Annotated in this window: 24 protein-coding genes, 1 pseudogene and 1 riboswitch; of the genes and pseudogenes, 10 read left to right on the plus strand and 15 right to left on the minus strand. The window is 72.4% G+C overall.

The genetic code is table 11. The annotated features are described in order from the left end of the window. Window positions 1-2: 2 nt before the first annotated feature. Window positions 3-1,226: a low temperature requirement protein A gene (locus ACLQ26_RS01315; protein ID WP_425742717.1), complete on the plus strand. Its 1,224-nt coding sequence runs from the start codon at window positions 3-5 to the stop codon at window positions 1,224-1,226. A gap of 78 nt (window positions 1,227-1,304) precedes the next feature. Further along, the gene (locus ACLQ26_RS01320) at window positions 1,305-2,012 is read left to right on the plus strand and encodes a DUF998 domain-containing protein (RefSeq protein ID WP_425742719.1); all 708 of its coding nucleotides are present in this window, start codon (window positions 1,305-1,307) and stop codon (window positions 2,010-2,012) included. Window positions 2,013-2,042: 30 nt separating this feature from the next. Here ACLQ26_RS01320 and ACLQ26_RS01325 read toward each other — a convergent pair whose 3' ends face one another. Continuing rightward, window positions 2,043-2,963, minus strand: coding sequence for an alpha/beta fold hydrolase (locus ACLQ26_RS01325; RefSeq protein WP_363683406.1), 921 nt, complete (start codon window positions 2,961-2,963; stop codon window positions 2,043-2,045). A gap of 79 nt (window positions 2,964-3,042) precedes the next feature. Between ACLQ26_RS01325 and ACLQ26_RS01330 the strand changes: the two genes are divergently transcribed. Continuing rightward, window positions 3,043-3,630, plus strand: a complete 588-nt coding sequence (locus ACLQ26_RS01330) for a TetR/AcrR family transcriptional regulator (RefSeq protein ID WP_425742720.1) — start codon at window positions 3,043-3,045, stop codon at window positions 3,628-3,630. A gap of 40 nt (window positions 3,631-3,670) precedes the next feature. Here the strand turns inward: ACLQ26_RS01330 and ACLQ26_RS01335 are convergent, their stop codons facing one another. The 4 genes from ACLQ26_RS01335 to ACLQ26_RS01350 form a co-directional block, all read right to left on the minus strand. Continuing rightward, complete coding sequence (locus tag ACLQ26_RS01335) at window positions 3,671-4,738, minus strand: coiled-coil domain-containing protein (RefSeq protein WP_425742721.1); 1,068 nt, start codon at window positions 4,736-4,738, stop codon at window positions 3,671-3,673. A gap of 5 nt (window positions 4,739-4,743) precedes the next feature. Beyond that, window positions 4,744-4,875: riboswitch (cyclic di-AMP (ydaO/yuaA leader) on the minus strand. Between the two features lie 141 nt (window positions 4,876-5,016). Further along, on the minus strand, window positions 5,017-5,934 hold the full coding sequence (locus tag ACLQ26_RS01340) for a cation diffusion facilitator family transporter (protein ID WP_425742722.1): 918 nt from the start codon (window positions 5,932-5,934) through the stop codon (window positions 5,017-5,019). 107 nt (window positions 5,935-6,041) lie between these two features. Continuing rightward, a complete protein-coding gene (locus ACLQ26_RS01345) occupies window positions 6,042-8,159 on the minus strand; it encodes a HelD family protein (protein WP_425742723.1) in 2,118 nt (705 codons plus the stop codon). A 107-nt stretch (window positions 8,160-8,266) separates the two neighbouring features. Beyond that, complete coding sequence (locus tag ACLQ26_RS01350) at window positions 8,267-9,211, minus strand: alpha/beta fold hydrolase (RefSeq protein WP_425742724.1); 945 nt, start codon at window positions 9,209-9,211, stop codon at window positions 8,267-8,269. 150 nt (window positions 9,212-9,361) lie between these two features. On the opposite strand from ACLQ26_RS01350, the gene ACLQ26_RS01355 reads away from it, so the two are divergent. Further along, window positions 9,362-9,985 carry a carbonic anhydrase gene (locus ACLQ26_RS01355; RefSeq protein WP_425742725.1) on the plus strand — a complete coding sequence of 208 codons (624 nt, stop codon included), beginning with the start codon at window positions 9,362-9,364 and terminating at the stop codon, window positions 9,983-9,985. Window positions 9,986-10,448: 463 nt separating this feature from the next. On the opposite strand, the gene ACLQ26_RS01360 is transcribed toward ACLQ26_RS01355, so the two are convergent. Then, window positions 10,449-10,778, minus strand: a complete 330-nt coding sequence (locus ACLQ26_RS01360; RefSeq protein ID WP_007463527.1) for a hypothetical protein — start codon at window positions 10,776-10,778, stop codon at window positions 10,449-10,451. Between the two features lie 307 nt (window positions 10,779-11,085). Here ACLQ26_RS01360 and ACLQ26_RS01365 point away from each other — a divergent pair, with 307 nt between their 5' ends. From ACLQ26_RS01365 to ACLQ26_RS01375, 3 genes are all read left to right on the plus strand, one after another. Continuing rightward, a complete protein-coding gene (locus ACLQ26_RS01365) occupies window positions 11,086-11,577 on the plus strand; it encodes a DUF3145 domain-containing protein (protein WP_363683396.1) in 492 nt (163 codons plus the stop codon). Window positions 11,578-11,663: 86 nt separating this feature from the next. Continuing rightward, entirely contained in the window at window positions 11,664-13,397 is a 1,734-nt protein-coding gene (locus ACLQ26_RS01370; RefSeq protein WP_425742726.1) for a glycoside hydrolase family 3 protein, read from the plus strand. A 91-nt stretch (window positions 13,398-13,488) separates the two neighbouring features. Beyond that, on the plus strand, window positions 13,489-13,707 hold the full coding sequence (locus ACLQ26_RS01375) for a hypothetical protein (protein ID WP_266244842.1): 219 nt from the start codon (window positions 13,489-13,491) through the stop codon (window positions 13,705-13,707). A gap of 91 nt (window positions 13,708-13,798) precedes the next feature. Here ACLQ26_RS01375 and fabF read toward each other — a convergent pair whose 3' ends face one another. The 7 genes and pseudogenes from fabF to ACLQ26_RS01410 all read right to left on the minus strand — a co-directional run bounded on the left by fabF (window position 13,799) and on the right by ACLQ26_RS01410 (window position 20,522). Beyond that, window positions 13,799-15,025, minus strand: a complete 1,227-nt coding sequence (gene fabF / locus ACLQ26_RS01380) for a beta-ketoacyl-ACP synthase II (RefSeq protein WP_425742727.1) — start codon at window positions 15,023-15,025, stop codon at window positions 13,799-13,801. Window positions 15,026-15,027: 2 nt separating this feature from the next. Further along, the gene (locus tag ACLQ26_RS01385) at window positions 15,028-15,267 is read right to left on the minus strand and encodes an acyl carrier protein (RefSeq protein WP_007463517.1); all 240 of its coding nucleotides are present in this window, start codon (window positions 15,265-15,267) and stop codon (window positions 15,028-15,030) included. Between the two features lie 85 nt (window positions 15,268-15,352). Continuing rightward, the gene (locus tag ACLQ26_RS01390; protein WP_425742728.1) at window positions 15,353-16,297 is read right to left on the minus strand and encodes a beta-ketoacyl-ACP synthase III; all 945 of its coding nucleotides are present in this window, start codon (window positions 16,295-16,297) and stop codon (window positions 15,353-15,355) included. Between the two features lie 5 nt (window positions 16,298-16,302). Next, window positions 16,303-17,220, minus strand: a pseudogene (locus tag ACLQ26_RS01395) (ACP S-malonyltransferase); the annotation flags it as partial. Window positions 17,221-17,298: 78 nt separating this feature from the next. Then, window positions 17,299-18,600 (minus strand): PucR family transcriptional regulator, encoded by a 1,302-nt coding sequence (locus ACLQ26_RS01400; protein ID WP_425742729.1) that lies wholly within the window; start codon window positions 18,598-18,600, stop codon window positions 17,299-17,301. A 33-nt stretch (window positions 18,601-18,633) separates the two neighbouring features. Continuing rightward, window positions 18,634-19,323 (minus strand): response regulator, encoded by a 690-nt coding sequence (locus ACLQ26_RS01405; protein WP_425742730.1) that lies wholly within the window; start codon window positions 19,321-19,323, stop codon window positions 18,634-18,636. Then, a complete protein-coding gene (locus tag ACLQ26_RS01410) occupies window positions 19,320-20,522 on the minus strand; it encodes a sensor histidine kinase (RefSeq protein WP_425742731.1) in 1,203 nt (400 codons plus the stop codon). Before ACLQ26_RS01410 ends, ACLQ26_RS01405 begins: the two co-directional genes overlap by 4 nt. Before the next feature lie 201 nt (window positions 20,523-20,723). On the opposite strand from ACLQ26_RS01410, the gene ACLQ26_RS01415 reads away from it, so the two are divergent. Both ACLQ26_RS01415 and ACLQ26_RS01420 read left to right on the plus strand, forming a co-directional pair. Then, complete coding sequence (locus tag ACLQ26_RS01415; protein WP_425742732.1) at window positions 20,724-21,263, plus strand: hypothetical protein; 540 nt, start codon at window positions 20,724-20,726, stop codon at window positions 21,261-21,263. 104 nt (window positions 21,264-21,367) lie between these two features. Continuing rightward, window positions 21,368-21,703, plus strand: a complete 336-nt coding sequence (locus ACLQ26_RS01420) for a hypothetical protein (protein ID WP_425742733.1) — start codon at window positions 21,368-21,370, stop codon at window positions 21,701-21,703. A 91-nt stretch (window positions 21,704-21,794) separates the two neighbouring features. Here ACLQ26_RS01420 and ACLQ26_RS01425 read toward each other — a convergent pair whose 3' ends face one another. Beyond that, window positions 21,795-22,445 (minus strand): hypothetical protein, encoded by a 651-nt coding sequence (locus ACLQ26_RS01425; protein WP_425742734.1) that lies wholly within the window; start codon window positions 22,443-22,445, stop codon window positions 21,795-21,797. Window positions 22,446-22,666: 221 nt separating this feature from the next. Between ACLQ26_RS01425 and ACLQ26_RS01430 the strand changes: the two genes are divergently transcribed. After that, the gene (locus ACLQ26_RS01430) at window positions 22,667-23,287 is read left to right on the plus strand and encodes a copper resistance CopC family protein (protein ID WP_425742735.1); all 621 of its coding nucleotides are present in this window, start codon (window positions 22,667-22,669) and stop codon (window positions 23,285-23,287) included. Window positions 23,288-23,370: 83 nt separating this feature from the next. Here the strand turns inward: ACLQ26_RS01430 and gltX are convergent, their stop codons facing one another. Then, window positions 23,371-24,780, minus strand: a complete 1,410-nt coding sequence (gene gltX, locus ACLQ26_RS01435; RefSeq protein WP_425742736.1) for a glutamate--tRNA ligase — start codon at window positions 24,778-24,780, stop codon at window positions 23,371-23,373. Window positions 24,781-24,795 lie beyond the last annotated feature (15 nt).

The following is a 24,795-nucleotide window of genomic DNA, read 5'->3' on the forward strand; positions in this document are numbered from 1 at the left end:
CGATGGTGAACACCGACGAAGAGCACACAGACACCGGGATCGAGCGGCACGCGAGTTGGGCCGAGCTCTTCTTCGACCTCGTGGCGGTGGCCGGCGTGGCCGCCCTGGCACACGTGCTCGGGTCCGAACTGGACGCCGCGGCGCTCGGTCTCTACGCACTGCTGTTCCTGGCTCTGTGGCTGTCCTGGACGACGTTCATGCTGTACGGCAACGTCGCCGCCGGTCAGACCCGCGTGGTGCGGCTGATGGTAGGCATGTTCGGCCTCGGGGTCATGGCCGCGTCCGTGCCGGGTGTGGCGCACACCGTGCTCGGGCACGGCAGCGACATCCGTCCGCTCAACGTCTTCGCGGTCGCCTACATCGCCACGCGCGTCTACGGGTCCAAGTCGTGGCGGCGCGGCGAAGTACTGCTGGACTTCCCGGTGGTGCAGTACTCGGCAGGACTGCTGCCCTGGTTCGCGTCGCTCTGGGTCGACGAACGCTGGAAGCTCGCGCTCTGGGCGGTGGGAGTCGGCCTCGACCTGCTGCTGATCCTGGTCCTCTCCGGCAGCAGGATCCTCCAACGGGTCCAGTCGTACCTCACCGCGCAAAAAAACACTCGGCGTCGGCCACGATCGGGAGGCCACCCGGACGGCACGGGACAGGTCATCCACGGGGTGTCTGTCGATCCGGCCCACCTCTCCGAGCGGCTGGGACTCTTCGTGATCATCGTGCTGGGCGAATCGGTGGTGCAGGTCGTCGCCGCGGCAAGCGAGGCGCGGTACGACACCGGCCTGCTGGTCACCGCAATCGCGTCCTTCGTGCTGCTGGCCGGCCTGTTCGGCCTGTCCGTCGTCTTCGGATACGCCGGCCTGCCGCACCTGCGCGCCGGCCGGATCCCCGCCCGCGCCGCCCTCGGCCTGCACTGCCTGGTCACCGGCGTCGTGGCCACCATCGCCGTACCGCTCTCTCTGGTGGTCAGGCACGGCTCCGACCCACTGCACGACCAGGGTCGCTGGCTGCTGTGCGGAGCGGTTGCGGCCTACTTCACCCTCGGCGTGGTCACCGGCGTCGCCAGCCACAGTTCCGACCTGCCGAGGACGATCTCACGGGTCACCACAGGCATCGCGGCCCCACTGCTGCTGGGCCTGCTCGCCACCGCCGTCAGTGGTCGAGCGCTCGTGGCCTACCTGGCCCTGATCGTCCTGGCCCACCTCTGGTTCGAACGACGACTGGGGTCACGCTGATCGGGGCTGATCCGGCAGGAGGGTTTCTCCATTGAATCTGACCGACCAATCAGTCATCTAGACGGAATGGATCTCATCATGAGCAAGATCCGCCCCCTCGCCGCTGCCACCTTCCTGCTGGGCCCGGCGATCTATCTCGCCGCCGAAGCGATCACGGCTGCGGCGTGGGAATCGCCCAGCTACAGCTACGCCGACAACTGGATCAGCGACCTCGGATCCGCAACGGCCGGGGTGTTCCAGGGCCGCGAGCTCGACTCGCCGCTGCACGTCGTGATGAACTCCGGCTTCATCGTCCAGGGCATTCTCTTCGGGATCGCCACAGTGCTGCTGTCGCGGACGATCAGCGGGCGGTCCCGAACCTTCACCGCCGTGACGGGGGTCGTGACCATGATCGGCTACATCCTTGTCGGAACCTTCCACGGTTCCCTCCAGGCGCAGCAGAACGGCACGCTTCCCCTGCACTTCACCGGAGCAACGCTGGCGATCTTCGGCGGGAACGTGCTCGCCCTCGTCCTGGGCATCCACTGGCGAAAGGCTCCCGAGTCGCGGCTGATCGGCCTCGTCAGCGTCGTCGTCGGAGCATTCGGCCTGGTCTCCGTGGTCGCTCTCTTTCTCACCTTCGGTGCCGGCCTGCCCTCGGGGGCGATCGAACGCGGCTCGGTCTACACCATCGTCATCTGGCAACTCGCCGTCGCCATCGCACTTCTCCGCGACCGGGCCGACTCTGGCGCACCCCGCATTGCCGCGACCAGCGCATCCGCGAGCACGGCATCCACCGGCAACTGATCCGTCCGGGGGGACTGTGCCACGAAAGGGTCAGCCGTGCGGCACGCCTGCTACCGGCTTGTCATCGAGGAATTCCTTCAGGATCGCGGTGAACCGCGCCGGCTGCTCCTCGGCGGGGTAATGGCCGCAGCCGTCGAGAACAACGCCTGTGACGTCGTCGGCCGCCAGCCGCATCGTCTGGGCGGCGCTCGCGCCGCTCCACAGCGCGCCACCGACGGCGAGCACCGGCAGCGTCAGCCGGGTCCTGCTGCGCTGCTCGTTCTGCGCGATCGTCTCGTCCAGCGCCCGGTAGTACTCGAAGCTCGCCCGCAGCGCGCGAGGATCCGCAGCGATCGCGTCGACGTAGACGTCGACGGCGTACGCGGGGATCGCGGTGGGGGTGGCGGCCTTGGTGGCGAACTGCCAGCCGAAGAAGAGTCGCTCCCGGCCCCGGACCAGTTCCTCGTTCAGGTCGGTGAGCCGGTTGAAGCCGAACTGCCAGAGTTTCTGATTGACCGCCGCCGGGCTGAAGGCCGGTGGGGAGGGCGAGAGACCGGGGATCATTGCTTCGAGGACGGCGAGTCGGCCCACCCGCTCGGGGTAGTCGGCAGCCAGCGCGTACCCGGTCCACGTGCCGATGTCGTGACCGACCACGTCGAACCGGTCGTGCCCGAGCGCGGCCATCAGAGCGACCAGGTCGGCGGCCAGTGTGCCGGCGTCGTAACCGTCGTCGGGCTTGTCGGAGAGTCCGGCTCCGCGCGAGTCGACGGCGACGACGGTGTGCTCGCGGGCGAGCGCGGGCATTACTTCCCGCCAGGCGTACCAGGTCTGCGGCCACCCGCCGACCAGCAGCAGCGGCGGGCCGTCCCCGCCGGTGACCGCGTGCAACCGCAGCCCGTCCAGCTCTACCAGCCGGCTGGTGAAGACGTCGGCGAACCCGTCGGGCAACTGCAGCGAACTCAGGTTTGTCATGCCGGCACCATACGCATGATGGAACGATCGGTACAAGACCCTTGGAACGATCGTTACAAGATGTGTAGACTCACGGACCATGGCGGGCCGCAAGCAATTCGACGTGGACGAGGCGCTACGACGCGCGATGCATGTCTTCTGGCGCTGGGGCTATTCGGAGGCATCGATCGACCGCCTGACCGAGGGCACGGGCCTGGGTCGGGGTTCGCTGTACGGCACGTTCGGCGACAAGAGCACCCTCTTCCGCAAAAGCCTGCAGCGGTACGCGCAGACCTACCACCCGCTGTACGAGCAGGCGCTGTCCGGCCCCCACCCGAGCCCGAGCGCCGTTGTGGCCGCGTACCTGCAGGTCACCCTGAACCGCATCGCCGACCCGGCGGTGCCCGACGGCTGCCTGCTCACGGTGTCGGCAACGCAGTTCCCGGCCCTCGACGCGGAAGGTCAGGCGATGGTCCGCGCCATGATCGACGGTTTGCGAGCGATGCTGCAGCAGGCGTTGCGGGCGGCGGGGGCCGATGAGCGGGAGGCGGCAGAGCTGGCGTTGTGCACGCTGGCGACGAACAAATCGCTTGCGGTGCTGAGCCGTGCCGGCTTCTCGAGCGACGACCTGGCAACCGTCGCCGCAGCCGCCGGCCGCACTGCCGGGACTCCACTGCCACTACCGTGAGTAACGATGCGAGAGCATCATCAGGCAAACGATGCTGCTCTCAGTACACCGACAGGTGTACGTGGTTGGTGTGGTCGCTGGACGGGTCGCCGTTGCCTCCGCTGTACGACTTCCACCCACTGCTGGGCAGCCAGATCTGCCTGTACCAGATCACGTAGAGCACGGCGAGCCGGTCGGAGTTGCGGATGAAGTACGCGGCGAGGTTGCTGCCGTACGTCTTGTCGGCGCCTGTGGCGTCACCGCCAAACCCGCCCTTCGCTGCGGCGAAGTCGCAGGCCCGACCCTTGGGGTGTTCGCCGGAGCCGCCGGAGCGGTGACAGGAGACGTAGTGGGTGAATCCGGCGGCCTTGGCCTGGTTGAGGGCGTGCAGCGTGCGCGGGGTGATGCAGCCGCTGGCCGGGGTGGGGTCGTTGATGCTGCACGACTCGGACGGCCAGGAGCCGTCGGAGTTGCGCGGCGCGGGCTGGGCGTTGGCGGTGGAGGTGCCCCGGTTGGAGCTGGTGTCGGCGGCGGTCGTGCGCGGCTTGCTGGTGGCGACCGTGAGGGCCCGCTCGGCCTGCTCCTTGCGCTTGGCCATCACCTCGACCTGCTTGCGCTGCTCGCGGATCTCGCCGTTCAGGGCGAGGCGGGTGCGGTTGGCCTCGTCCCGGGTGGTGTGCAGCTCGCGCAGCACCCGGTCCTCGTTGGCGGCCACCACGTCAAGCGAGGCCGCCCGGTCCAGGAAACCCTCGGGGGTGTTGGTGTTGAGCAACGCCGAGACGGTGCTGAGGCGGCCGGTGCGGTACGCCACGCCGGCGATCTCGCCGACCTTGCCGCTGCGTACGGTCATCTCGGCTTCGGTGGTCTTCAGCTTCGCCGCGAGTTGCTGTTGCCGCTGGACGGAGGTGTCCAGGGCGCGCTTCGCGTCCAGGTAGCCCTTGCTGGCGGCTTCGAGTTGGGCCCGCAGTGCGGGGGTGCCGCCCTCCTCGTCGCCGTCGGGCGCTGCGGCGGCCCGCAGGCCGCCCGGGGGAGCGGCGGTGGCCGCGCCGACCGGTACCGCGACGCCGAGGGTGACCATCATGACGATCAGCGCCGCTAGTCGGGCGGCGGGGGGTCGTGCTGGTGCCACTACGCATGTCCTTCCGTCAGCCGCCGACCGAGTTAGCTGACGGGTTCGGGACGGAAGATCCCTACCGCTGACGCGGATGCACCCCAGGAACATGGTTCCCCGGTTCGCCCTGGCGGGCGATTAGGCGGCGGCCGCCACCGGCGCCGGGAGGGCGCCGCCGGGTGGTGGCCGGGACCGAGCCTACCGGGACAGGTGGGACGTGTGCAGTCGATGTGACGGAAGGTGTCGGTGCCAGCACCGAAAACGGCGACGTAAAGGTCTTTTCAGCAGAAAAGTGCTCACCACTCGATCGATCCACATGCGCCGGAGGCTGCCCCGGGCTCGATCTGCAGCGTGGCGTGCTCGATGCGGAAGTCCTCCCGCAGGGCGGTACGCGCCGCCGTGAGCACCGCGCCGACCTCCGCGCCGGGTGCCATGATCAGGTGTGCGGAGGCCACGTCCATGCCCGAGGTGAGCGTCCAGACGTGCAGGTCGTGCACCTCGACCACGCCGGGCACCGCGGCCAGGCGATCGTGCACGGCAGTGACCTGGAGGTGTTCCGGGGCGGCCTGCACCAGGATCCGGACGGCGGCGCGTCCCAGCCGCCAGGTGCGCGGCAGGATGAACACGCCGATGGCGACAGCGACAAGCGGGTCGGCCCACCACCACTCGGTGAGCGTGATGAGCACTGCCGCGCCGATCACGCCGAGCGAGCCGAGCAGGTCGCCGAGCACCTCCAGGTAGGCGCCCTGAAGGTTGATGCTCTCCCGGGCGCCGGCGCGCAGCAGCGCGAACGCGACCAGGTTCGCGAGCAGGCCGAGGACGGCCACCGCGAGCATCGGGCCGGTCAGCACCTCGTGGGGGTCGCCGAACCTGCCGATCGCCTCGATCACCACGTAGACCGCCACGCCGGAGAGCAGGACGGCGTTGGCCAGGGCGGCGAGCACCTCGAGGCGGTAGAGCCCGAAGGTGCGCTGTGGGTCGCCGGTGGCCCGTCGGGTGGCGGTGATCGCGGCGAGCGCCATCCCGATGCCGAGCACGTCGGTGAACATGTGCCCGGCGTCGGAGAGCAGGGCGAGCGAGCCGGTGTGGAAGGCGGCCACACCCTCGACCACCATCAGGGCGGCGAGCAGCCCGAACGCGGCCCAGAGGCGGCCCCGGTGCTGGTGGGCGGCGTTGGCGACCGACCCGTGGTGGTGGTCATGACCTGCTCCCACGAGATCCACCCTCCGTCGCCACCCGGGACCCGGTCAAATGTATGCTCACATCGCTATGTATGCAACTGTACGGGCGGGTCCGACCGCCGACACCGCCAACGGGCAGGTCAGCCGGTCGGGTCGATGGTGGTGAGCCGCTGGGTGGCCCGGGAGAGCGCCACGTAGAGCGTGCGGACGCCGGAGCCCGGATCGGCCCGGATCTCGCTCGGGGAGACCAGCACCACCCCGTCGTACTCCATGCCCTTGGCCTCCAGGCTGGTCACGACCTGCAGCCTCGCCGCGCCGAGCGTGCCGAGCCAACCGGAGACCTCGTCGCGGCGGGTGACCGGCGTGATCACCCCGACCGTGCCGTCCACCTCGGCCAGCAGACCGGTCGCCGCCTCCACGACCGCGGTCTCCAGTCCGGCCGGCGGCACGACCAGCTCGACCGGATCGATCCCGGTGGAGCGGACGGCAGTCGGCAGCGACAGGTCCGGATAGAGCCGGCGAATCTCCGCCGCCGCCACAGCGAAGATCTCCGCCGAGTTGCGGTAATTGGTGGTGAGCGTGAAATCGTGCCGCTTGCGCCGGCCCAGCGCCTGGTCCCGGGCGCGGGTCAGCTCCTCCGGATCACCGGTCCACGCCGTCTGCGCCGGGTCACCCACCACCGTCCAGGAGGCCAGACGGCCACGCCGTCCCACCATCCGCCACTGCATCGGCGAGACGTCCTGCGCCTCGTCCACCACCACGTGCGCGTACTCCCGGTAGTCCTCCGGACGCTCCCGGGCCGCCGCCCGGGCGGCCCGCTGCCGGTCGTTTGCGGTGCTCAGCTCCCGGACACCGCCCGCGAGCTGGAACGGGTCGCGGCGGGCCCGCGCCGGCTGCAGCGGCTTACCGAGCAGCGCGTCGAGTTCGTCGAGGAGCGCCACGTCCGCGATGGTCAGACCCGCGGTGTCGAGGCTCTGGTACGCCGCGGTGAGCAACCGGATCTCCGCGCCGGAGAGGATCCCGCCGGCGTACCGACGCAGCCGCTCCGGTCGCGCCAGCCAGCCGAGCACGTGCCGGGGGTGCAGGCGCGGCCACCACGCCTTGAGGAACTCCCGGAACTCCGCCCGCTCGGCGATCTCGCCCTCGAAGGCCCGCTGCTCCGGCAGCCGGGTGATGCCCACCGCGCGGGCCTGTGCCCAGAGCGCGCCGAACACCCCGTCGAAGCCGGCCCGGCGGACCTCGTTGCGCCGGGCGCCGCGGTGCAGCGCGCGGTCCCGGATCCGGTCCAGCTCGGCCCGATCCAGCCGCAGCAGCGTCCCCCGGTAGAGCAGTCGCAGCTCACCCGGGCCGCCCGGCACCGCGTCGCGGACGGCGCGCTCCAGCACCCGGCGCATCCGCAGCGAGCCCTTCACCGCCGCCACCTCGGGCGGGTCGGTGCGGGTGGCGGTCATGCCCGGAAAGAGGGTGCCCAGCGAGTGCAGGGTCGCCGTGTCCTCACCGAGCGAGGGCAGCACCGAGGCGATGTACTCGACGAAGACGGTGGACGGCCCGACGACCAGGATGCCGCCTCCGGCGTACCGGCTGCGGTCGGAGTAGAGCAGGAAGGCCGCCCGGTGCAGGGCGACCGCCGTCTTGCCGGTGCCCGGCCCGCCCGCGACGATCGTCACCCCGGAACCGGGCGACCGGATCGCCTCGTCCTGCTCCCGCTGGATCGTCGCCACGATGTCGCGCATGCCCCGACCGGTGGCCCGCGACAGGGTGGCCAGCAAAGCGCCGTCACCGACCACGGTCATCCCCTCCGGGGCGGCGGTCGGGTCCAACAGGTCGTCCTCGATCCGGGTGACCCGCTCGGAGCGGGACTGGATGGTGCGACGACGCACCACGCCCAGCGGCTGCGCCGGGGTGGCCTGGTAGAACGCGGAGGCGGCGGGGGCGCGCCAGTCGACGACAAGCGTGGTGGCGTCCTCGTCGCGGATGCCGAGCCGCCCGACGTGCAGCACCTGCCGGTCGCGCAGGTCCAGACGGCCGAAGACCAGTCCCTCGTGCTCGGCGTCGAGGGTGTGCCGCCGCTGCGCGGCGTGGAAGACCATCGCGTCGCGCTCGACAAGCGCCCCGAACGTGCCCACCCGCGCCATCCGGTAGCCGTCCCGTTCGGCCCGAACCGCGGACTGGCGCAGTTCGGCCAGTCGGGCGTACACCCGGTCGAGGTGCCGTTGCTCGACGGCGATCTCCTGCTCCAGGGCGGTCTGGTCGGTCAACGCACGCTCCTTCGATGTCGCCGGCAAGCGGCGCGAACCGCGCGGGCCAACCGCAGAAGGGTACGGCCCCCGGCTCGACGCCTCGCGCCCGAGGTGCGGGAACGTGCTCAGCGCGCCGTGCCGGCGGCGCTCGCGTCGCGCCCGCCCGGCGTCGACGCGGCGAGCACCCGACCCAGTACGCCGGTCAGCGCGGCGTTGACCTCGTCCGGGCGCTCCATCATCAGCATGTGGCCGGCGCCCGGGCAGACGGTCAGCTCGGTGGCCGGCAGGGCGGCGGCGATGGACTCGGCGCACGGCGGCGGCGTCAGCCGGTCCCGGTCACCGACCAGGGCGGCCGCCGGCAGGTGGGCCAGCGCGGTGAGGGTGTCCAGCCGGTGCTGGGCGCCGATCGAGGCGCGGAAGCCACCGATCGAGCGCAGCGAGGCGCGGGCCACCGCCGAGGTCACCAGGCGGATGTCGGAGGGATCGCAGCGGTCGCCGAAGAGCATCCACCGGATGCTCGGCTGCAACGCGTTCAACAGCGCCCGGGGCGCGCGCCACGAGCCGCAGCGGGCCAGGACGCCGGCGCCCGTCGTCTCGGCGAGCCGGATCAGCCGGGCGATGCGCGGCGAGAGCCCGTAGACGGTGTGCGTGTGCCCCTCGGCGGTGGTCGAGACGAAGACCAGGCCGGCCGTACGGGCGGCGAAGTGCGCCCGGTGGCGGTGGGCGTACTCCATGATCGTCATTCCGCCCATCGAGTGCCCGACCAGGACCACCCGACCGGTCGGCGCGACCGCGTCGAGGACGGCGGCCAGATCGTCACCGAGCTGGGCCAGGGTGGCCGTGGGCAACGCCATGCAACTCGATCGGCCGTGGCCCCGCGCGTCGTAGGTGACCACCCGCACCGCGTCGCCGAACGAGGCGGTGAGCGCGTCGAGCTGCCGGTGCCAGCTGCGCCCGTCCAGCGTCCAGCCGTGCAGCAGGACGGCCGTGACCGGGGCGTCCGCCGGTCCCGTGGTCTCCACGTGCAGCCGTACGCCGTCGGGCATACCGACCTCGAACCGTTCCGGCATCGTCACCTCCCCGCGCCGTTCCGGCACCACCGGCACCGTGATACCCGGCGGTAACACTCCGGCTACCCGCCGGGACGCCACGCCAATCGCCCCGGGGCGGGAATTCCCGACCCCACCCGCGACAGTCGACGGCGGGCCAAGCTGAACGGCATGGAGGTGGCGGGGCAGGGGCGGCAGGCCGGCGGTACACCCCGCGCCGCGCTCGCCGAGCTGCTCGCCGGCAACCGGCGCTTCGTCAGCGGCCAACCCGTGCACGGCCACGACGTCACCGCCGCGGCGGCGGCCGCGTCCGGCGACCAGCAGCCGTACGCGGTGGTGCTCGGCTGCATCGACTCGCGCGTGCCGCTGGAGGCGATCTTCGACCAGACCTTCGGCGCGATCTGCGTGATCCGTACCGGTGGGCACGTGCTCGACCGCGCGGTGTGTGGCTCCATCGAGTACGTGGTCGGTCAGCTCGGCGTACCGCTGGTGCTGGTCCTCGGACACGAGCGGTGCGGCGCGGTGGGTGCCACCGTGGACGCGCTGCGCGCGGGGGAGCGGCCCGGCGGTTCGCTGGCCCACCTGGTCGACGAGATCGCCCCGGCGGTGATCGAGGCCGGGCTCGACGATCCGGCGGTGCTCCCGCTGGCGATCCGCCGGCACGTTCGACGCACGGTAAACGTGCTTCGCGAGGACGACCTGCTGGCCGGGCCGGTCGCGGCTGGCCGGGTGGCCGTGGTGGGCGGCCTCTATGACCTGGCCACCGGCGAGGTCGAACTGCTCGACCCGACCTGAACCCGTCTCCCGGCTTGGCTGCCTCCGCTCGGCCCGGCTCGGCTCGGCTCGGCCCGGCTCGGCCCGTCTCGGCCCGGCTCGGCCCGCTCCCAAGCGGGAGCCGGAGTGCCGCACTGCTCCTTTGGAGCTGATGTCGCAAAGGAATCACATCGCTCCGCGCTGCCCTGATCCGCGCGTGATTCGTATACGGCATCAACTCTAAAGCGTCCGGGCACTGCAGCCTGAGCAGCACCGGGCTGACCGGCACGACGTGCGGCAGGTTGATCAGGGCGCGCGCTGACCCTCTTGTTTGCGGGGCTGCGGGGCTGCGGGGCTGCGGGGCTGCGGGGCTGCCGGGCTGCGGAGCTGCGGGGCTGCCGGGGTTGCGGGGCACTGGGGTGCGGGGCACTGGGGTGCGGACGCCGAACCGCCCGCCGGGAACTCCCGGCGGGCGGTTCGCTGGTGCTGTGGTGGGGGGAGGGGCTCAGCCCTCGAAGACGCCGGCCGCGACCAGGCGCTTCTCGGTGGCCTCCCAGCCGTCGTTCGGGTGAACGGCAGCCAGGTTGTTGATCTCCGCCCGGATCTTGGCGGCGTGGCCGGCGGCGGCCAGCACCCGGATCTCCTCGACGAAGGCGTCGGAGTCGGTGCGCAGGTGCGCGGTCTTGCCGTTGGTCAGGTTGCGCACGTAGGCGTGCTTGCCGCCGTTGAGCGGGATGAGGTACTTGAACTCGCCCAGCACGCTGAGGGCGCCACCCTGGCCAGCCTGGCCGGCCCGGACGGACGCGCGCGCGGTCTTAGAGGTGTTGCTCGCCACGGAGGTACTCCTTGCAAGACGTACGGGAGGACTGGACGTCCGGGGGCTGTATGCGGGTGACACGGAGTCGGCCCGCGAAGGTGTAACGCGGCAGAAGCCGCCGATGGAACTGTACAGGACCACGACATCAGGCTGGTCGTCGCGGTGTCCTGAGAGGCAACGGAGACCACCCGTCCGGCTATTCCGGGAGGCGTTTTTTCCGATTCCCTGGCGCACCATCCGTCACACAAGTCATCATGTGTTGCAGCAACCACTCGGGTGGACGAGGTCGTAGGGGAAGACGCACCTCGCTCTCCGGGAGGTCACCGTGCCAACGCGTGGCGTCGTATACGTCCACTCGACCCCGCTCGCCGTGTGCTCGCACGTCGAGTGGGCGATCGCGCGCGTCCTAGCCGCGCCGGTCAACCTGCAGTGGACGGCTCAGCCCGTCGATCCCGGCGCCCGCCGGGCCGAGTGCGGGTGGACCGGCCGTCCGGGGACGGGCGCCGAGCTGGCTGCTGCCCTCAGGCAGTGGCCCATGATCCGTTTCGAGGTCACCGAGGAGCCGAGTCCCGGCACCGACGGTGAGCGCTTCATGTACGTGCCCGCCCGTGGCCTGTTCCGGGCCACCGTCGGCGCGGCCGGTGACATCCAGCTCGGCGAGGACCGGCTGCGGGCCCTGATGGCCTCCGCCCGGGCTCCGGAGGCGCTGTCACACGCTCTGGACAAGGCGCTCGGCACGGCGTGGGACGCTGACCTGGAGCCCTACCGGTACGCCGGGGACGGGGCGCCGGTGACGTTGCTCACCCGGGTCGGCTGACCTCGGCCACCACCCCGCTGACCAGGCGCCCATAGGCGCTGCGACCGGTAAGGTCAAGTTGCCCCGATAAGGGGGAAGCTGGTGGGATGGGCGACGTGCCGATTCGCCCGCGACACGCCTGTGTCGCCGTCGCCGCCCTGACCGCCCTGCTCGTCTCCGGCTGCTCCGGCACCCCGGACCGGCCCGACCCGACGCCCGGGCCGACAGGCGCCTCGGCGGCCCCGAGCGCGCCCGCCGCGACCCCGGCCGACGATCCGGCCGCGCGCGCCGCCGCCCTGGTCGCCACGCTCTCCGACGAGGACCTGGTCGGGCAGGTGCTGATGCCGTACGCGTACGGCGACTCGGCCACGAAGGTGTCGGCCGGTTCCGCCGCCGGCAACCAGGCCCTCGCCGGCGTCGACACCCCCGCCGAGATGATCGCCAAGTACCGGCTCGGCGGGCTGATCCTGGTCGGCTTCAGCGCCGACGACCCGACCAAGGGCAACCAGGAAACCACAAACGTCGACAACCCGAAGCAGGTCCACGAGCTGACCACCGGGCTGCGGGGCGCCGCCGGACGGCTGGCCGCCGGCCCGGCGCCCTTCCTGATCGGCACCGACCAGGAGTACGGCGTGGTCACCCGGGTCACCGACGGGGTCACCATCCTGCCCAGCGCGCTCGCCGCCGGTGCGGCCGGCGACCCGAAGCTCACCGAGGCCGCCTGGCGGGCCGCCGGCGCCGAACTCGCCGCCATGGGCATCAACGTCGACTTCGCCCCGCTGGCCGACGTGCTGGCCACCCGCAGCACGGTGATCGGCTCCCGGTCGTTCGGCGCCGACCCGAAGCAGGCCGGCGCCCAGGTCGGCGGCGCGGTCCGCGGCCTGCAGGCCAGCGGCGTGGCGGCCACCCTGAAGCACTTCCCAGGGCACGGCCACAGCGCCGACGACTCGCACAAGGACCTGCCGGTGCTCACCCAGTCGGCGGCGGAGCTGCAGCGCGGCGCGTGGCCGCCGTTCACCGCCGGGTTCGAGGCCGGCGCGATGGCCGTGATGTCCGGCCACCTGGACGCGCAGGCCATCGACCCGGGCACCCCGGCGACCTTCTCCCACAAGCTGCTCACCGACGTGCTGCGCGGCCAACTCGGCTTCAAGGGCGTGGTGATCACCGACGGGATGAACATGCCGCCGGCGAAGCGCTGGGCGCCCGGCGAGGCCGCCGTCCGGGCCTTGAACGCCGGCAACGACCTGATCCTCATGACCCCGAATGTCGGCCAGGCGTACGACGGGCTGCTCGCCGCCCTGCGCGGCGGGTCGCTGCCCCGGGCCCGGCTGGTCGAGGCGGTCACGCGGGTGCTCACCATGAAGTTCCGGCTGGCAGGGGCCCCCACCGAGCCGATGTCCACGCTCGACACCCCGGCGCACCGGGCGGCGGCGGACGCGTTGGCAGCCGGCGCGGTCACCGTGCTGCGGGGCGCCTGCGGCGGCGCGGTACGCGGACCCGTCACCGTCACCTCCTCCGGTGGCCGCGACGCCACCCGGGCGGCGCTCACCGCCGCGCTGACCAAGGCCGGCGTGAAAGTGAAGCCGAGCGGCGGGACGGTGGTGCACCTGGTCGGCTACGGCGACGGCGACAGCGACCTGCGCGCCGACGCGGCGGTCACCGTCGCCATGGACACCCCGTACGTACTGGCCAAGGCGACGTCGCCGACGCTGCTGGCGACGTACTCCTCCAGTCGGGCGTCGATGACGGCGCTGGCCGCCGTGCTGGCCGGCAAGGCCCGCCCGGCTGGCCGGTCCCCGGTGGCCGTGGCCGGCCTGCCCGCCACGACCTGCGGCGCCTGAGCGGTCCGGCGGGCCTGCCCTCGCCCGGCCCGGTCTGTCGTCGGCCGGAAATCGCCTCGCCCGGGCGGCACCGGCCTGGCAGCCTCGTCGCATGACAACCGCACAGGGCTTCCGGTACGACGAGCGTGCCGACGGGACGGTGGTGATCACGCATCACGGCCGGTTGGCGGGCACGCTGCGCGGCGCCCGGGCGGCGGAGTTCCTCGCCGAGGTCGACGACGACCCGCAACTGGTGATGGCGCGCTGGACCGGCAACTACCGCCACGGCAACGAACGCACCGCCAAGCAGCACCCCCGCAACCGGGGCTGAACGTGCCGAAGGGCCCCCTCTGGTGAGGGGGCCCTTCGGTAATGCTCACAGCGCAGCCGTTTCCGGACCGCTGCCGTCTCGGACCGCCGGGTCAGGGCCGCGCGAAGACGAGCGCCACGTTGTGGCCGCCGAAACCGAACGCGTTGTTCAGCGCGGCGGGGATCTCCATGTGGCGTGCCTTGTGCGCGGCGACGTCCAGGGTGAGACCGGGCTCCGGGTCGTCCAGGTTGATCGTCGGAGGGACGACGCTGTCGCGGATGGCCAGGATCGTGGCGATCGACTCCAGCGCGCCAGCCGCACCGAGCAGGTGACCGGTCATCGACTTGGTCGCGGACAGCACCGGGTGGTCGCCGAGCGCCTTGTGCAGCCCGCCGATCTCCAGCATGTCACCGACAGGCGTCGACGTGGCGTGCGCGTTGACGTGCACGATGTCCTGCTTGGCCACGTCCGCGTCCGCGATCGCCCTGGCGATGGCCCGGATGGCGCCCTCGCCCTCGGCGTGCGGCTGCACGATGTCGTACGCGTCGGACGTGATGCCGGCGCCGGCGAGGCGCGCGTACACCCGGGCACCCCGGGCCGCGGCGTGCTCGGCACGCTCCAGCACCAGGATCCCGGCACCCTCACCGAGGACGAAGCCGTCGCGGCCCCGGTCCCACGGGCGGGAGGCGCGCTCCGGCTCGTCGTTGCGGGTCGACATGGCCCGCATCGAGCTGAAGCCGGCGATCGGCAGCGGGTGGATGACCGCCTCGGTGCCGCCGGCCACCACCACGTCGGCCCGGCCGGAGCGGATGATGTCCAGGCCGAGAGCGATGGCCTCGGCGCCGGTGGCGCAGGCGCTGGCCATCGAGTGCACCCCGGCCTTCGCGCCCAGCTCCAGCCCGACCCAGGCGGCCGGACCGTTCGGCATCAGCATCGGGATCGTGTGCGGGGAGACCCGCCGTGGCCCGGAGGCCTCCAGGATGTCGTCCTGGGCGAGCAGGGTGGTGGCGCCGCCGATGCCGGAGCCGACGCTGACGGCCAACCGCTCCCCGTCGAGGTCGGAACCGGCGAGGCCGGCGTCCGCCCAGGCCTGCTGCGCCGCGATGATCGCGATCGCCTCGGAGCGGTCGAGCCGGCGCAGCCGGACCCGGTCGAGCACCTCGGACGGCTCCACGGCCAACTGGGCGGCGATCCGGACCGGCAGTTGCGCGGCCCACTCCTGGGTGAGGGCACTCACCCCGGAGCGGCCGGCGAGCATGGCGTCCCAGGTCGACGCGACGTCCCCGCCGAGCGGGGTCGTCGCGCCGAGCCCGGTGACGACGACGTCAGGACGACTCATGATCAGGACTGCGCCTCGATGAAGCTGACGGCGTCCCCGACGGTCTTGAGGTTCTGCACCTCGTTGTCCGGGATCTTGACGCCGAACTTCTCCTCGGCGGCCACCACGACCTCCACCATCGAGAGCGAGTCGACATCGAGGTCGTCGGTGAAGGACTTCCCCTCGGCCACGTCGTCCGGGTTCACCCCGGCAACCTCTTCGAGGATCTCGGCGAGGCCGGTGGTGATCTCGTCACGGGTCATTGCGGTTGGTTCCTCTCATAGGGGGTTCTCCGGCGGCCGGCGTCGCCGACCGCCGCTCCTCGGCGCGTACGCGCCCGAGGTGGTTTCAGGGGCAGCGCACGACCTGACCGGCGTAGGTCAGGCCACCGCCGAAGCCGAACAGCAGCACCGGGGCGCCCGAGGGCACCTCCCGGCGCTCGACCAGCTTCGACAGGGCCAGGGGCACGCTCGCCGCCGACGTGTTGCCGGACTCGACGATGTCCTTCGCGATGATCGCGTCGGGGATGTTGAGCCGCTTGGCGATGCCGTCGATGATCCGGGCGTTGGCCTGGTGCGGCACGAACGCGGCAAGCTCCGACGGGTCGACCCCGGCCCGCTCGCACGCCTGCAGGGCCAGCGGCGCGATCGCGGTGGTGGCCCAGCGGAACACCGCCTGCCCCTCCTGCTGGATGTACGGGCGCCAGCCCTCGATGCGGACCGCGTCGCTCTTCTCCGGCACGGAGCCCCAGACGACCGGGCCGATGCCGGCCGGCTCGTCGTCGGCGGTGGCGGAGACCACCGCGGCACCGGCCCCGTCCGCGAAGATGATGCAGGTGGAGCGGTCGGTCCAGTCGGTGAAGTCGGACAGCTTCTCGGCGCCGATGACGAGCGCGTTGCGCGACGCCCCGGCCCGGATGGCGTGGTCCACGGTCCCCAGGGCGTACGCGAAGCCCGAGCAGGCGGTGTTGACGTCGAACGCGCCCGGCGCGGCGATGCCCAGCTTGGCGGCGACCCGGCAGGCCACGTTGGGGCTGCGGTCGATCGAGGAGCAGGTGGCGACCACGACCAGGTCGATGTCGGAGGCGCTGAGCCCCGAGTTGGCCAGCGCCTTGCCGGCGGCCGCGGCGGCCATGTCGGCAACCGTCTCGCCGTCGGCGATCCGCCGGCTGACGATGCCCACCCGGTCTCGGATCCACTCGTCGTTGGTGTCCACGAGCTGGGCGATGTCGTCGTTGGTCACCACCCGGGAGGGCTGGTAGTGCCCCATCGAGACGATGCGACTGCCAGTCATGAACGACCTCCGATACGGGCGATCAGGTCCCGTGCGGCCGGTAGGTCGTCCGGGGTGTTGAGGGTGACGATCTCCGGGGCGCCGTCGCCCTTGAGTTCCCGCTTGACCAGGCCGGCGAGGGTGCCGGCCGGGGGCAGCTCGATCACGCCGGTGACACCGAGGTCGGCAAGCGTGCGCATGCACAGGTCCCAGCGCACCGGCGCGGTGACCTGACGGACGAGGCGCTGCACCATGGCGGCGCCATTGTCGACAGCGGTGCCGTCGAGGTTCGACAGCAGGGTTCGAGCCGGGTCGGCGGGGGTGATCCCGGCAGCCTCCGCGGCGAGCGCGGTCTCGGCCGGAGCCATGTACGGGGTGTGGAACGCGCCGGCCACCTGGAGTCGGATGATCCGGGTCCGGGCGGGCGGCGCGGCGGCGAGCTTGTCGAGCCCGTCCAGGGCGCCCGCGGCGACGATCTGCCCGGCGCCGTTGCGGTTGGCCGGGTACAGCCCGTTCGCCTCGATCGCGGCGATCACCTCGTCGGGGTCACCGCCGAGCACCGCGGCCATTCCGGTCGGCTCCAGCGCGCACGCGGCGGCCATCTCCCGGCCACGTACGCCGGCCAGGGTGATCGCGGCGTCGGCGGACAGCACACCGGCCAGGGCGGCGGCACCCAACTCGCCGACGCTGTGGCCGGCGGTGAGCGTGACGCCGTCCAGCGGCAGGTGCTCGGCCGCGAGCAATGCCGCGGCGACCAGCAGAGGCTGGGTGCGGGCGGTGTCCTTGATCTCGTCGGCGTCGGCGGCGGTGCCCAGGTGCAGCAGGTCGACCCCGGCCAACGCCGACCAGTCGCGCAGTCGCGCCTCGGTGCCGGTCAGGTCGAGCCAGGGGGTCAGGAAGCCGGGTTTCTGGGAACCCTGGCCGGGACTAAGTACGGCGAGCACGCCTATGACTCTCCCGGATACGAGTGGGTAGCGCTGTGCCGAGGCCGACCAAACCGCACTAGAACCTTTGGAGGTTTCTCACAAAGATCGGCGGGGATCATCGCTACTTTGGGCGGATTTCCGGGCGACCGGGGTCAATGTCTGGGTCGGGACCGCCGTGACAACCGGGACCACCGGATCCAGCCGACCGACTGTCAATGCCACCTGGAGCGCGAACGCGTCGCGGGGCGACAGCGGCGAGAAGCCTGTCACCTCGGCGATCCGGCGAAGCCGGTACCGCACCGTGTTCGGGTGCACGAACAGTGCCCGCGCCGCGCTCTCCAGTGTGCCACCGGCGGCCAGGAAGGCGTCCAGGGTCTCCAGCAACTCGCCACCGGCGCGCACCAGCGTCGCGTACACGTCGTGGCGCAGCCGGCGACGCGCCTCCGCGTCGCCGGCGAGAGCCCGCTCCGGCAACAGGTCCGCGGCCGGCACCGGCCGGGGGGCGGTCGGCCACGCCGGCGCCGCCCGGAAACCGGACAGCGCGGCCCGTGCCGACTCCGTCGCCTCGTCCAGACTGGGTACGGCCGGACCGACCACCACCGGGCCGTCACCGAACGCGTCCAGCAGCTTGCCGGTGGCGCTCAGCGGATCCGCCGCGCCGCCCAGCACGATCACCAACCGGTCACCGTGCACCCCGCCGATCACCTCGACGCCGATCCGCCGCGCCTGCCGGTACACCACGTGTAGTACGGCGGAGACCTCCCCGCCGGGGGAACGGCCGACCGCCACCGCGACCGGTGGCGCGTCCGCCCAGCCCAGCGCGGCGGCCCGGCTCGCCAGGACGTCCGGCGAGTCCCCGCGCAGCAGCGCGTCGACAAGCAGGGCCTGCAGCCGGGCGTCCCACGCGCCGCGCGACTCGGCGGCCCGCGCGTACACCCGGGCGGCGGCGAACGCGATCTCCCGGGAGAAGCGCAGCACCGCCTCGCGCAGCAACTGCTCCTCGCCCTCGGCGGCCAGCTGCGACACCTGCTCCTCGACGACGTCGATGGTCACCTTGATCAACGCCACGGTCTGCTGGAGGGTGATCGACCGGGCCAGCGCCTGCGGGGCGGCGTCGAAGACGTCGTCGGAGACCTCCTGGGTGCTGTCCGCCGTGCCGCCGCCGTCGCGCAGCCACTGCACCAGCGACCGGGCGCCCGCCTGGGCCACCAGCATCACCCAGGAGCGCTGGTCGGCCGGCAGGGCGCGGAACCACGGCAGCGTCTCGTCCATCCGGGCCACGCTGGCGGTGGCCAGCGCTCCCGCCGAACGCTCGATCCGGCGCAGCGTGGCCGCCAACTCCCCACCGTCGGGCGTACTCACCGCCCTAGCCTGACACGTCGTGAGCAGGCCATCCACGCCGGCACCGGTAGGCAGGCCCGCGCAGTGGCGTCACGGTGGCGCGGGCAGACCCAGCTCCTGGGCCAGGATCGCGGCCTGTACCCGGCTGCGCAGGTCCAGTTTCGCGAGAATCCGGCTCACGTGTGTCTTGGTGGTGCTCTCCGCCAGCACCAGCCGGTCGGCGATCTGCTGGTTGGAAAGGCCCAGGCCGAGGCAGGCCAGCACGTCGCGTTCGCGGGGGGTCAGCGTGGCCAGCGCGGCCCGGGTGGCCGCCGACGCGCCGGGCGCGGTGGCCGCGAAGGCGGCGATCAGACGACGGGTCACCGTGGGGGCGATGAACCCCTCGCCGCGCGCCACGGTGTGCACCGCCGCGACCAGTCCGGCCGCGTCGGTGTCCTTGAGCAGGAACCCGGACGCCCCGGCGCGCAGCGCGCCGAAGACGTACTCGTCCAGGTCGAAGGTCGTCAGCACCAGTACGTCGGCGAGCCGGTCGGCGACGATCGCCCTGGTCGCGGCGATCCCGTCGAGGCGTGGCATCCGCACGTCCAGCACCGCCACGTCGGGGCGCGCCTCCCGGCACAGCCGGACCGCCTCGTCGCCGTCGGACGCCTCGCCGACCACCTCGATGCCCGGCGAGCCGCCCAGGATCAGGGCCAACCCCGCCCGTACCGCCGGTTGGTCGTCCGCGAGCACCACCCGTACCGCCGTCGCCGCGCCCTGCTCCCGTGCCGGCCCGCTCACGCGCCCTCCCCGGTGGGCAGCGCGGCCCGGACCTGCCAGCGGCCGTCGTGCGGCCCGGCGCTGAACCGGCCGGCCAGCAGCGCCGCGCGCTCCCGCATCCCGATCAGCCCGGCACCGGCGCCCGGCAGCCCCGACCCGTCCGACCGCACCGGATTCTCCACCGTCAGCACCACCTCGGCCGGCCGGTACGTGATCGTCAGCTCCGCCTCGCCCGTGCCGTGCTTGAGCGCGTTGGTAAGCGACTCCTGCACGATCCGGTACGCGGCGAGGTCCACCGACACCGGCAGAGGACCCGGTGTGCCGTCGGTGTGCACCCGTACCGCGAGGCCGGCGGCCCGGATCCGCTCGACCAGACCATCAGCCTCGACGAGCCGCGCCGCCACCGTCTCCGGCGTCGCGTCGAGGGTGCCCGCCGTGCTCCGGTCGCCAGCGCTGGGCTCGCGCAGCAGCTCGATCATCTGCCGCATCTCGGCCAGGCCCTGCACACTGCTCTCCCGGATGACCCGCAGCGCCGACTCCACCTGGCCCCGCTCCAACCCGGGAACGGACAGCACCGCGGTGGCGTGGATGGCCACGGCGCTCAGGTGGTTGGCGACCACGTCGTGCAGTTCCCGGGCCATCCGGGCCCGTTCGGCGCTTACCGCCTGCCGGCGGTCCAGCTCGACCAGCCGGGCGGTCTGCTCGGCCCGTGCCCGCTCGGCGGCAGCCTGGTCGCGGTACTGCCGCACGCTGATCCCGGTCAGTACCGGCAGCAGCCCGGCGAGCACCACCGGCACCCCGACGGCGGCCCCGCGCCACTGCCCGAAGCCGAGCACACCGGCCACCGTCCCGATCACGCTCAGTGTTCCGGTGATCCCCAGCAGCCACCGCCACAGCCGGGGCGGGCCGTACACGCAGGCGTCGTAGAGCACCTGCGTGTAGACCACTACCGTGCCCAGCGAGTTGCCCAGCGCCGTGTCCACCACCAGCGCCCCGGTCCCCACCGCCAGGCTGGCGCGTGGCGAGATCCGACGCAGGCCGACGGCCACACACACCGCCAGCAGGGGTGCCAGGAACAGTGCCTGCGGCACGTCCGGGTGCGGGATGATCTGTGGCTGCATGCCCAGGCCGTACAGCACCAGGCCGCCGATCAACGACGCGCCGGCGAGCGTGAGGTCCCGGCCGGCCGTGCCGGAGCCGAGCCACGGTGGCGGTCGCATGCCCCGATCCCACCACAACCGTCGGCCCTCCGACTCCGACCGGAGAAGGAGCCCTGCGGCGGCGAGATGCGCCGAAAGGGGTACGCCGAGCGCGCCCCGGACGGTTGGTCCGTCGAAGGGATGACCACGATCTCCTCTCCGGCGTCGAGGTCCGAGCCCCGCCCATCGGCGACGCTTGTGGCGTCGTCGGGGGAGGTCGCCATGGTCGTCGCAGTGATCATCGGTTGTGAGATCGCGTTCTGGGTGCTGCTCGGCGCCGGGCTGGTGGCCCGCTATCCGCTGCGCCGGCCACGACTCGGCGCGGCGCTGCTGCTCTGCGTGCCGTTGGTCGATCTGGCACTGCTCGCCGCGTCGGTGATCGACCTGCGCCGTGGCGCGACCGCCGGGGTCGGTCACGGTCTCGCCGCCGCCTATCTCGGCTTCTCGGTGGCCTTCGGGCACTCGATGGTGCGCTGGGCGGACCAGCGCTTCGCCCACCGGTTCGCGGGCGGCCCGCCGCCGGTGCGGCCGCCCCGCTACGGCTGGGCGCGCACCCGCTACGAGTGGCGTGAGTGGGCCAAGGCACTGCTCGGCTGGATCATCGCCTGCGGCCTGCTCGGCGCCGCCATCCTGTGGGTCGACGACGCCGAACGGACGCGCGGGCTGGTGGGCTGGATCCACAAGCTCACCGTCGCCCTCGTGATCTGGCTGGTCGCCTTCCCGGTCTGGGAGACCGTGTTTCCTCGCCGCCCGAAGCGCTGACCCCGGGGTACGCCGTGCACGGGCCGTCGGTCCCGGCCAGTACGGTGGCAGGGCACGTCGGGGGGAGCGCCCCCGCGCGTGAGCGCGAGCGTGAGGAGACCGGGATGGCGCACGGGGAGGCCGAGCACGGCTGCGCCCAGGGCGAGCCCTGTCGGCTGGGGCACCACGACCCGCAGACGGCTGGCAAGCCGCGCCGGCCGGTCGGCGGGGCGTCGGCACACCCGGCGGAGTCGACCGGCGGCCGTCCGTCCGAGCGGACCGACGACGATGTGGCCGTGCCACGCCAACGGGCCACCGAGCCGGTGCCGCCCGCCGAGCCGGACGACGTCACCGGCTGTCGCAGCGAGCTGCCCGGGTGGGCCGGGGCGCATCGACACGGTCCGGTGCGGCCGCGTCAGCGGGCCACCCGCCGGGAGCGGCCGCCGCGCCGCTGGTGCTGACCCCGCGCCGGCTGGCGCCGACCGCACGGCTGGTGCTGACCGGACGGCTGGTGCTGACCGCGCGACGGCTGGTCCGGTTGGCCGCCTGAGGTCAGCGGGTCCGGCGGCGGATCAGCAGGGCGATTCCGGCGAGACCGACGGTGATGGTCAGCATCACCGCGACATTGAGCAGCAGCAGCCGCTGCAACTCACCGAGCGCCTCGTCGATGTCCCGGGCAGGGTCCATCGTGTCCTCCGGGAGGACCCGCTCGCCACCGCCCACGCCACCGCTGACCGTGTCGAACTGCCGCTCCAGCGGCACTCCGGCGGTGCGCAGCGTCTCGGACATGTTGAGCCGACCGAGGAACCAGCCGGCGCTGGTCTTGCGACCGTCCGGCTGCTTGGCCGGTCGGTAGACGCGCGGCCCACCGGCCGCCCTGGGATAGAGGTCGTACGTCTGCTTCGGCGTCTCGCCGGCGAGCACCACGACCGTGTACTTCGGACCGAGGTCGGCAGCCTTCGGCCCGGTCGGCATGCCGGTACGAGCGAAGAAGTTGACCTGGTCGACGACCGCCACCACGTGCGTGGGCTGGGTGTCCGACCGGAGCCGCAGCGGCTCGGTCAGCCCTTCGCCGGTGATGTCCACACCGGCCGGTGCCGGCTTGGGCGCCGCGCTGGCCGGACCGGCGGCGCCGAGCGCCAGCACTGCCGCTGCCAGCGTGCCCGCCAGCACGGCGGCCCAGCGCTTCATCTGTCGGACCATCCCGCCTCCTCGCCCCGTTCGATGGATGGCTTCGTCGTGACGTCCGGGTCGGTCGGCCGGTGACAACACCGACCGGGCGGTCGGGCCCACTCTCACAGACTCCGCAGAACGTCGATGAATTGCAGCTAGTGGAACAGTATTTGGAACTATCTGCGATCTCTGCTCGACTAATGAGGAGCTGTTTTGATCAGCGGGCGGATCGTACCCTTACGGAGGGGTTCATGGGGGGCAGGGTTACACGATTGGCGCGGGTCGTGCCAGTGGTGCTCGGCGTGGCGGTCGGTGTGTCGTTGCTGGCCCCGGCGACACCGGCAGCCGCGCACAACTCGCTGACCGGCAGCAATCCGCGCGACGGCGCCCGGGTGGCCACCGCGCCCGCCCGGGTCGAGCTTCGGTTCCTGGCCAAGCCGGCCCCCGCTACGACGAAGATCACAATAACCGGGCCGGACAATGTGGTCGCCGGCGGGCGGCCGACCTTCGACGGCAGCCGGGTGCGCGTGCCGTTCACGCCCCGCGCGGCGGGGCTCTACATCGTCGGCTACCAACTCGCTTCCAACGACGGCCACCCGATCAAGGGCGAGGTGCGGTTCACCCTCACCACCGGCACCGCCGCCGACCCGTCCGCCTCGCCCTCGGCCGGCGGTGCCGCTCCGACCGGCTCGCCCTCGGCCGGCGGGCTGTCGTCGGCGCCGACGGGCAGCTCACTGGCGTCCGTTGTGCCAGCGCCCTTGAAGCAGTCCGACTCCGGCGGCCGCTGGTGGCTCTGGGCGCTCGGCGGTCTGGTGCTGCTCGCCGCCCTCGCCGCAGGCCTGGTGTTGCGCCGCAGGAGCCGGGCGCGCTGATCACGCGATCGCCGCAACCCCAGCCCCGTCACGAGTCGGGACTCAACTCGTCCGGCGGCACCACGCCGGCGGCGGTCGGGTTGTCAGACCAGGCGTAGCCGGGCCGCGCGCATACGGGTCAGGGTGCGCTCGCGACCGAGCACCTCCAGCGACTCGAACAGCGGCAGGCCGACGGTGCGGCCGGTGACCGCGACCCGGACGGGCGCCTGCGTCTTGCCGAGCTTGAGGCCGCGCTCGGCGCCGACCGCCTCCAGCGTCGACTTCAGCGACTCGGCGTCCCAGGACTGAAGGGCCTCGAACGCCGCGATGGCGGCGTCCAGCAGGTCGGCCGAACCGTCCTTCATCGTCTTGGTCCAGGCCGCCTCGTCGATCAGCGGCGAGGCAAGGAACAGGAAGTCGACGTTCGGCACGATCTCGCTGAGCACGGCGAGCCGGGTCTGGGCCAGCGGCGCGACGGCGGCGAAGGCGTCGGCGTCGTACTCCTCGGGCTGCCACGGCGGCGGCGCGATGGTGCCGGTGCCGGTCAGCCACGGCTGGCAGGCGTCGATGAACTCGGACACCGGCAGCGCGCGAATGTACTCGCCGTTGAAGGCGCGCAGCTTCTTCTCGTCGAAGAACGCGGGGGAGGGGTTTACCTCCTCCAGGCGGAACTCGTCCTCGATGACCGACCACTCGACGATCTCCCGGTCGCCCGAGGGCGCCCAGCCGAGCAGCATGAGGTAGTTGCGCATCGCGCCGGCGAGGTAGCCCTCGTCGCGGTACGCCTCCAGGGCGACCTTGTCGCGGCGCTTGGAGAGCTTCTGCCGCTTCTCGTTGACCACCACGGGCACGTGCGCCCAGACCGGCGGCTTGACCCCGAGGGCGTCCCACAGCAGCTGCTGCTTGGGCGTGTTGGGCAGGTGCTCCTCGGCCCGGATCACGTGGGTGATCCCCATGGTCATGTCGTCGACGACATTGGCGAGCAGGAAGACAGGTGAGCCGTCGCCGCGGGCGATGACGAAGTCCTCGATGAGCTTGTTCTCGAAGGTGGGCTCGCCGCGGATCAGGTCGACCACCACGGTGGAGCCCTCGTCGGGCGTACGGAAGCGCAGCGCGTGCCCCGGCCCCGGCCCGAGGCCGAGGTCGCGGTGGTAGCCGTCGTAGCCCTGGTACTGCGAGCCGGTGCGGGCCTGGACGTCCTCGCGGGTGCAGTCGCAGTAGTAGGCGCGGCCGGACTCGTAGAGCCTGGTGGCGGCGGCCCGGTGCTCACCGGCGTTCGCCGACTGGAAGTACGGACCCTCGTAGCTGCCCCGGGAGATGCCGATCCAGTCCAGCGCGGAGAGGATGCCCTCGGTCCACTCGGGCTTGTTGCGCGCCGCGTCGGTGTCCTCGATGCGCAGGACGAACACCCCGCCCTGCTGCTTGGCGTAGATCCAGTTCTGCAGCGCCGAGCGGGCGCCACCGACGTGGAACATGCCGGTCGGTGAGGGGGCGAAGCGCACACGTACTGTCACGCCCCCAGCCTACGG

Source organism: Micromonospora sp. DT43, from assembly GCF_049841645.1.
Lineage (GTDB): Bacteria > Actinomycetota > Actinomycetes > Mycobacteriales > Micromonosporaceae > Micromonospora.

What these genes read in the sequence shown, in the direction of transcription:
- ACLQ26_RS01315 (WP_425742717.1), top strand. Translation starts at nt 3, where the DNA reads ATGGTGAACACCGACGAAGAGCACACAGACACCGGGATCGAGCGGCAC.
- ACLQ26_RS01320 (WP_425742719.1), top strand. Translation starts at nt 1,305, where the DNA reads ATGAGCAAGATCCGCCCCCTCGCCGCTGCCACCTTCCTGCTGGGCCCG.
- ACLQ26_RS01325 (WP_363683406.1), bottom strand. Translation starts at nt 2,963, where the DNA reads ATGACAAACCTGAGTTCGCTGCAGTTGCCCGACGGGTTCGCCGACGTC.
- ACLQ26_RS01330 (WP_425742720.1), top strand. Translation starts at nt 3,043, where the DNA reads ATGGCGGGCCGCAAGCAATTCGACGTGGACGAGGCGCTACGACGCGCG.
- ACLQ26_RS01350 (WP_425742724.1), bottom strand. Translation starts at nt 9,211, where the DNA reads ATGCCGGAACGGTTCGAGGTCGGTATGCCCGACGGCGTACGGCTGCAC.
- ACLQ26_RS01355 (WP_425742725.1), top strand. Translation starts at nt 9,362, where the DNA reads ATGGAGGTGGCGGGGCAGGGGCGGCAGGCCGGCGGTACACCCCGCGCC.
- ACLQ26_RS01370 (WP_425742726.1), top strand. Translation starts at nt 11,664, where the DNA reads ATGGGCGACGTGCCGATTCGCCCGCGACACGCCTGTGTCGCCGTCGCC.
- ACLQ26_RS01375 (WP_266244842.1), top strand. Translation starts at nt 13,489, where the DNA reads ATGACAACCGCACAGGGCTTCCGGTACGACGAGCGTGCCGACGGGACG.
- fabF (WP_425742727.1), bottom strand. Translation starts at nt 15,025, where the DNA reads ATGAGTCGTCCTGACGTCGTCGTCACCGGGCTCGGCGCGACGACCCCG.
- ACLQ26_RS01385 (WP_007463517.1), bottom strand. Translation starts at nt 15,267, where the DNA reads ATGACCCGTGACGAGATCACCACCGGCCTCGCCGAGATCCTCGAAGAG.
- ACLQ26_RS01390 (WP_425742728.1), bottom strand. Translation starts at nt 16,297, where the DNA reads ATGACTGGCAGTCGCATCGTCTCGATGGGGCACTACCAGCCCTCCCGG.
- ACLQ26_RS01410 (WP_425742731.1), bottom strand. Translation starts at nt 20,522, where the DNA reads ATGCGACCGCCACCGTGGCTCGGCTCCGGCACGGCCGGCCGGGACCTC.
- ACLQ26_RS01415 (WP_425742732.1), top strand. Translation starts at nt 20,724, where the DNA reads ATGGTCGTCGCAGTGATCATCGGTTGTGAGATCGCGTTCTGGGTGCTG.
- ACLQ26_RS01420 (WP_425742733.1), top strand. Translation starts at nt 21,368, where the DNA reads ATGGCGCACGGGGAGGCCGAGCACGGCTGCGCCCAGGGCGAGCCCTGT.
- ACLQ26_RS01425 (WP_425742734.1), bottom strand. Translation starts at nt 22,445, where the DNA reads ATGGTCCGACAGATGAAGCGCTGGGCCGCCGTGCTGGCGGGCACGCTG.
- ACLQ26_RS01430 (WP_425742735.1), top strand. Translation starts at nt 22,667, where the DNA reads ATGGGGGGCAGGGTTACACGATTGGCGCGGGTCGTGCCAGTGGTGCTC.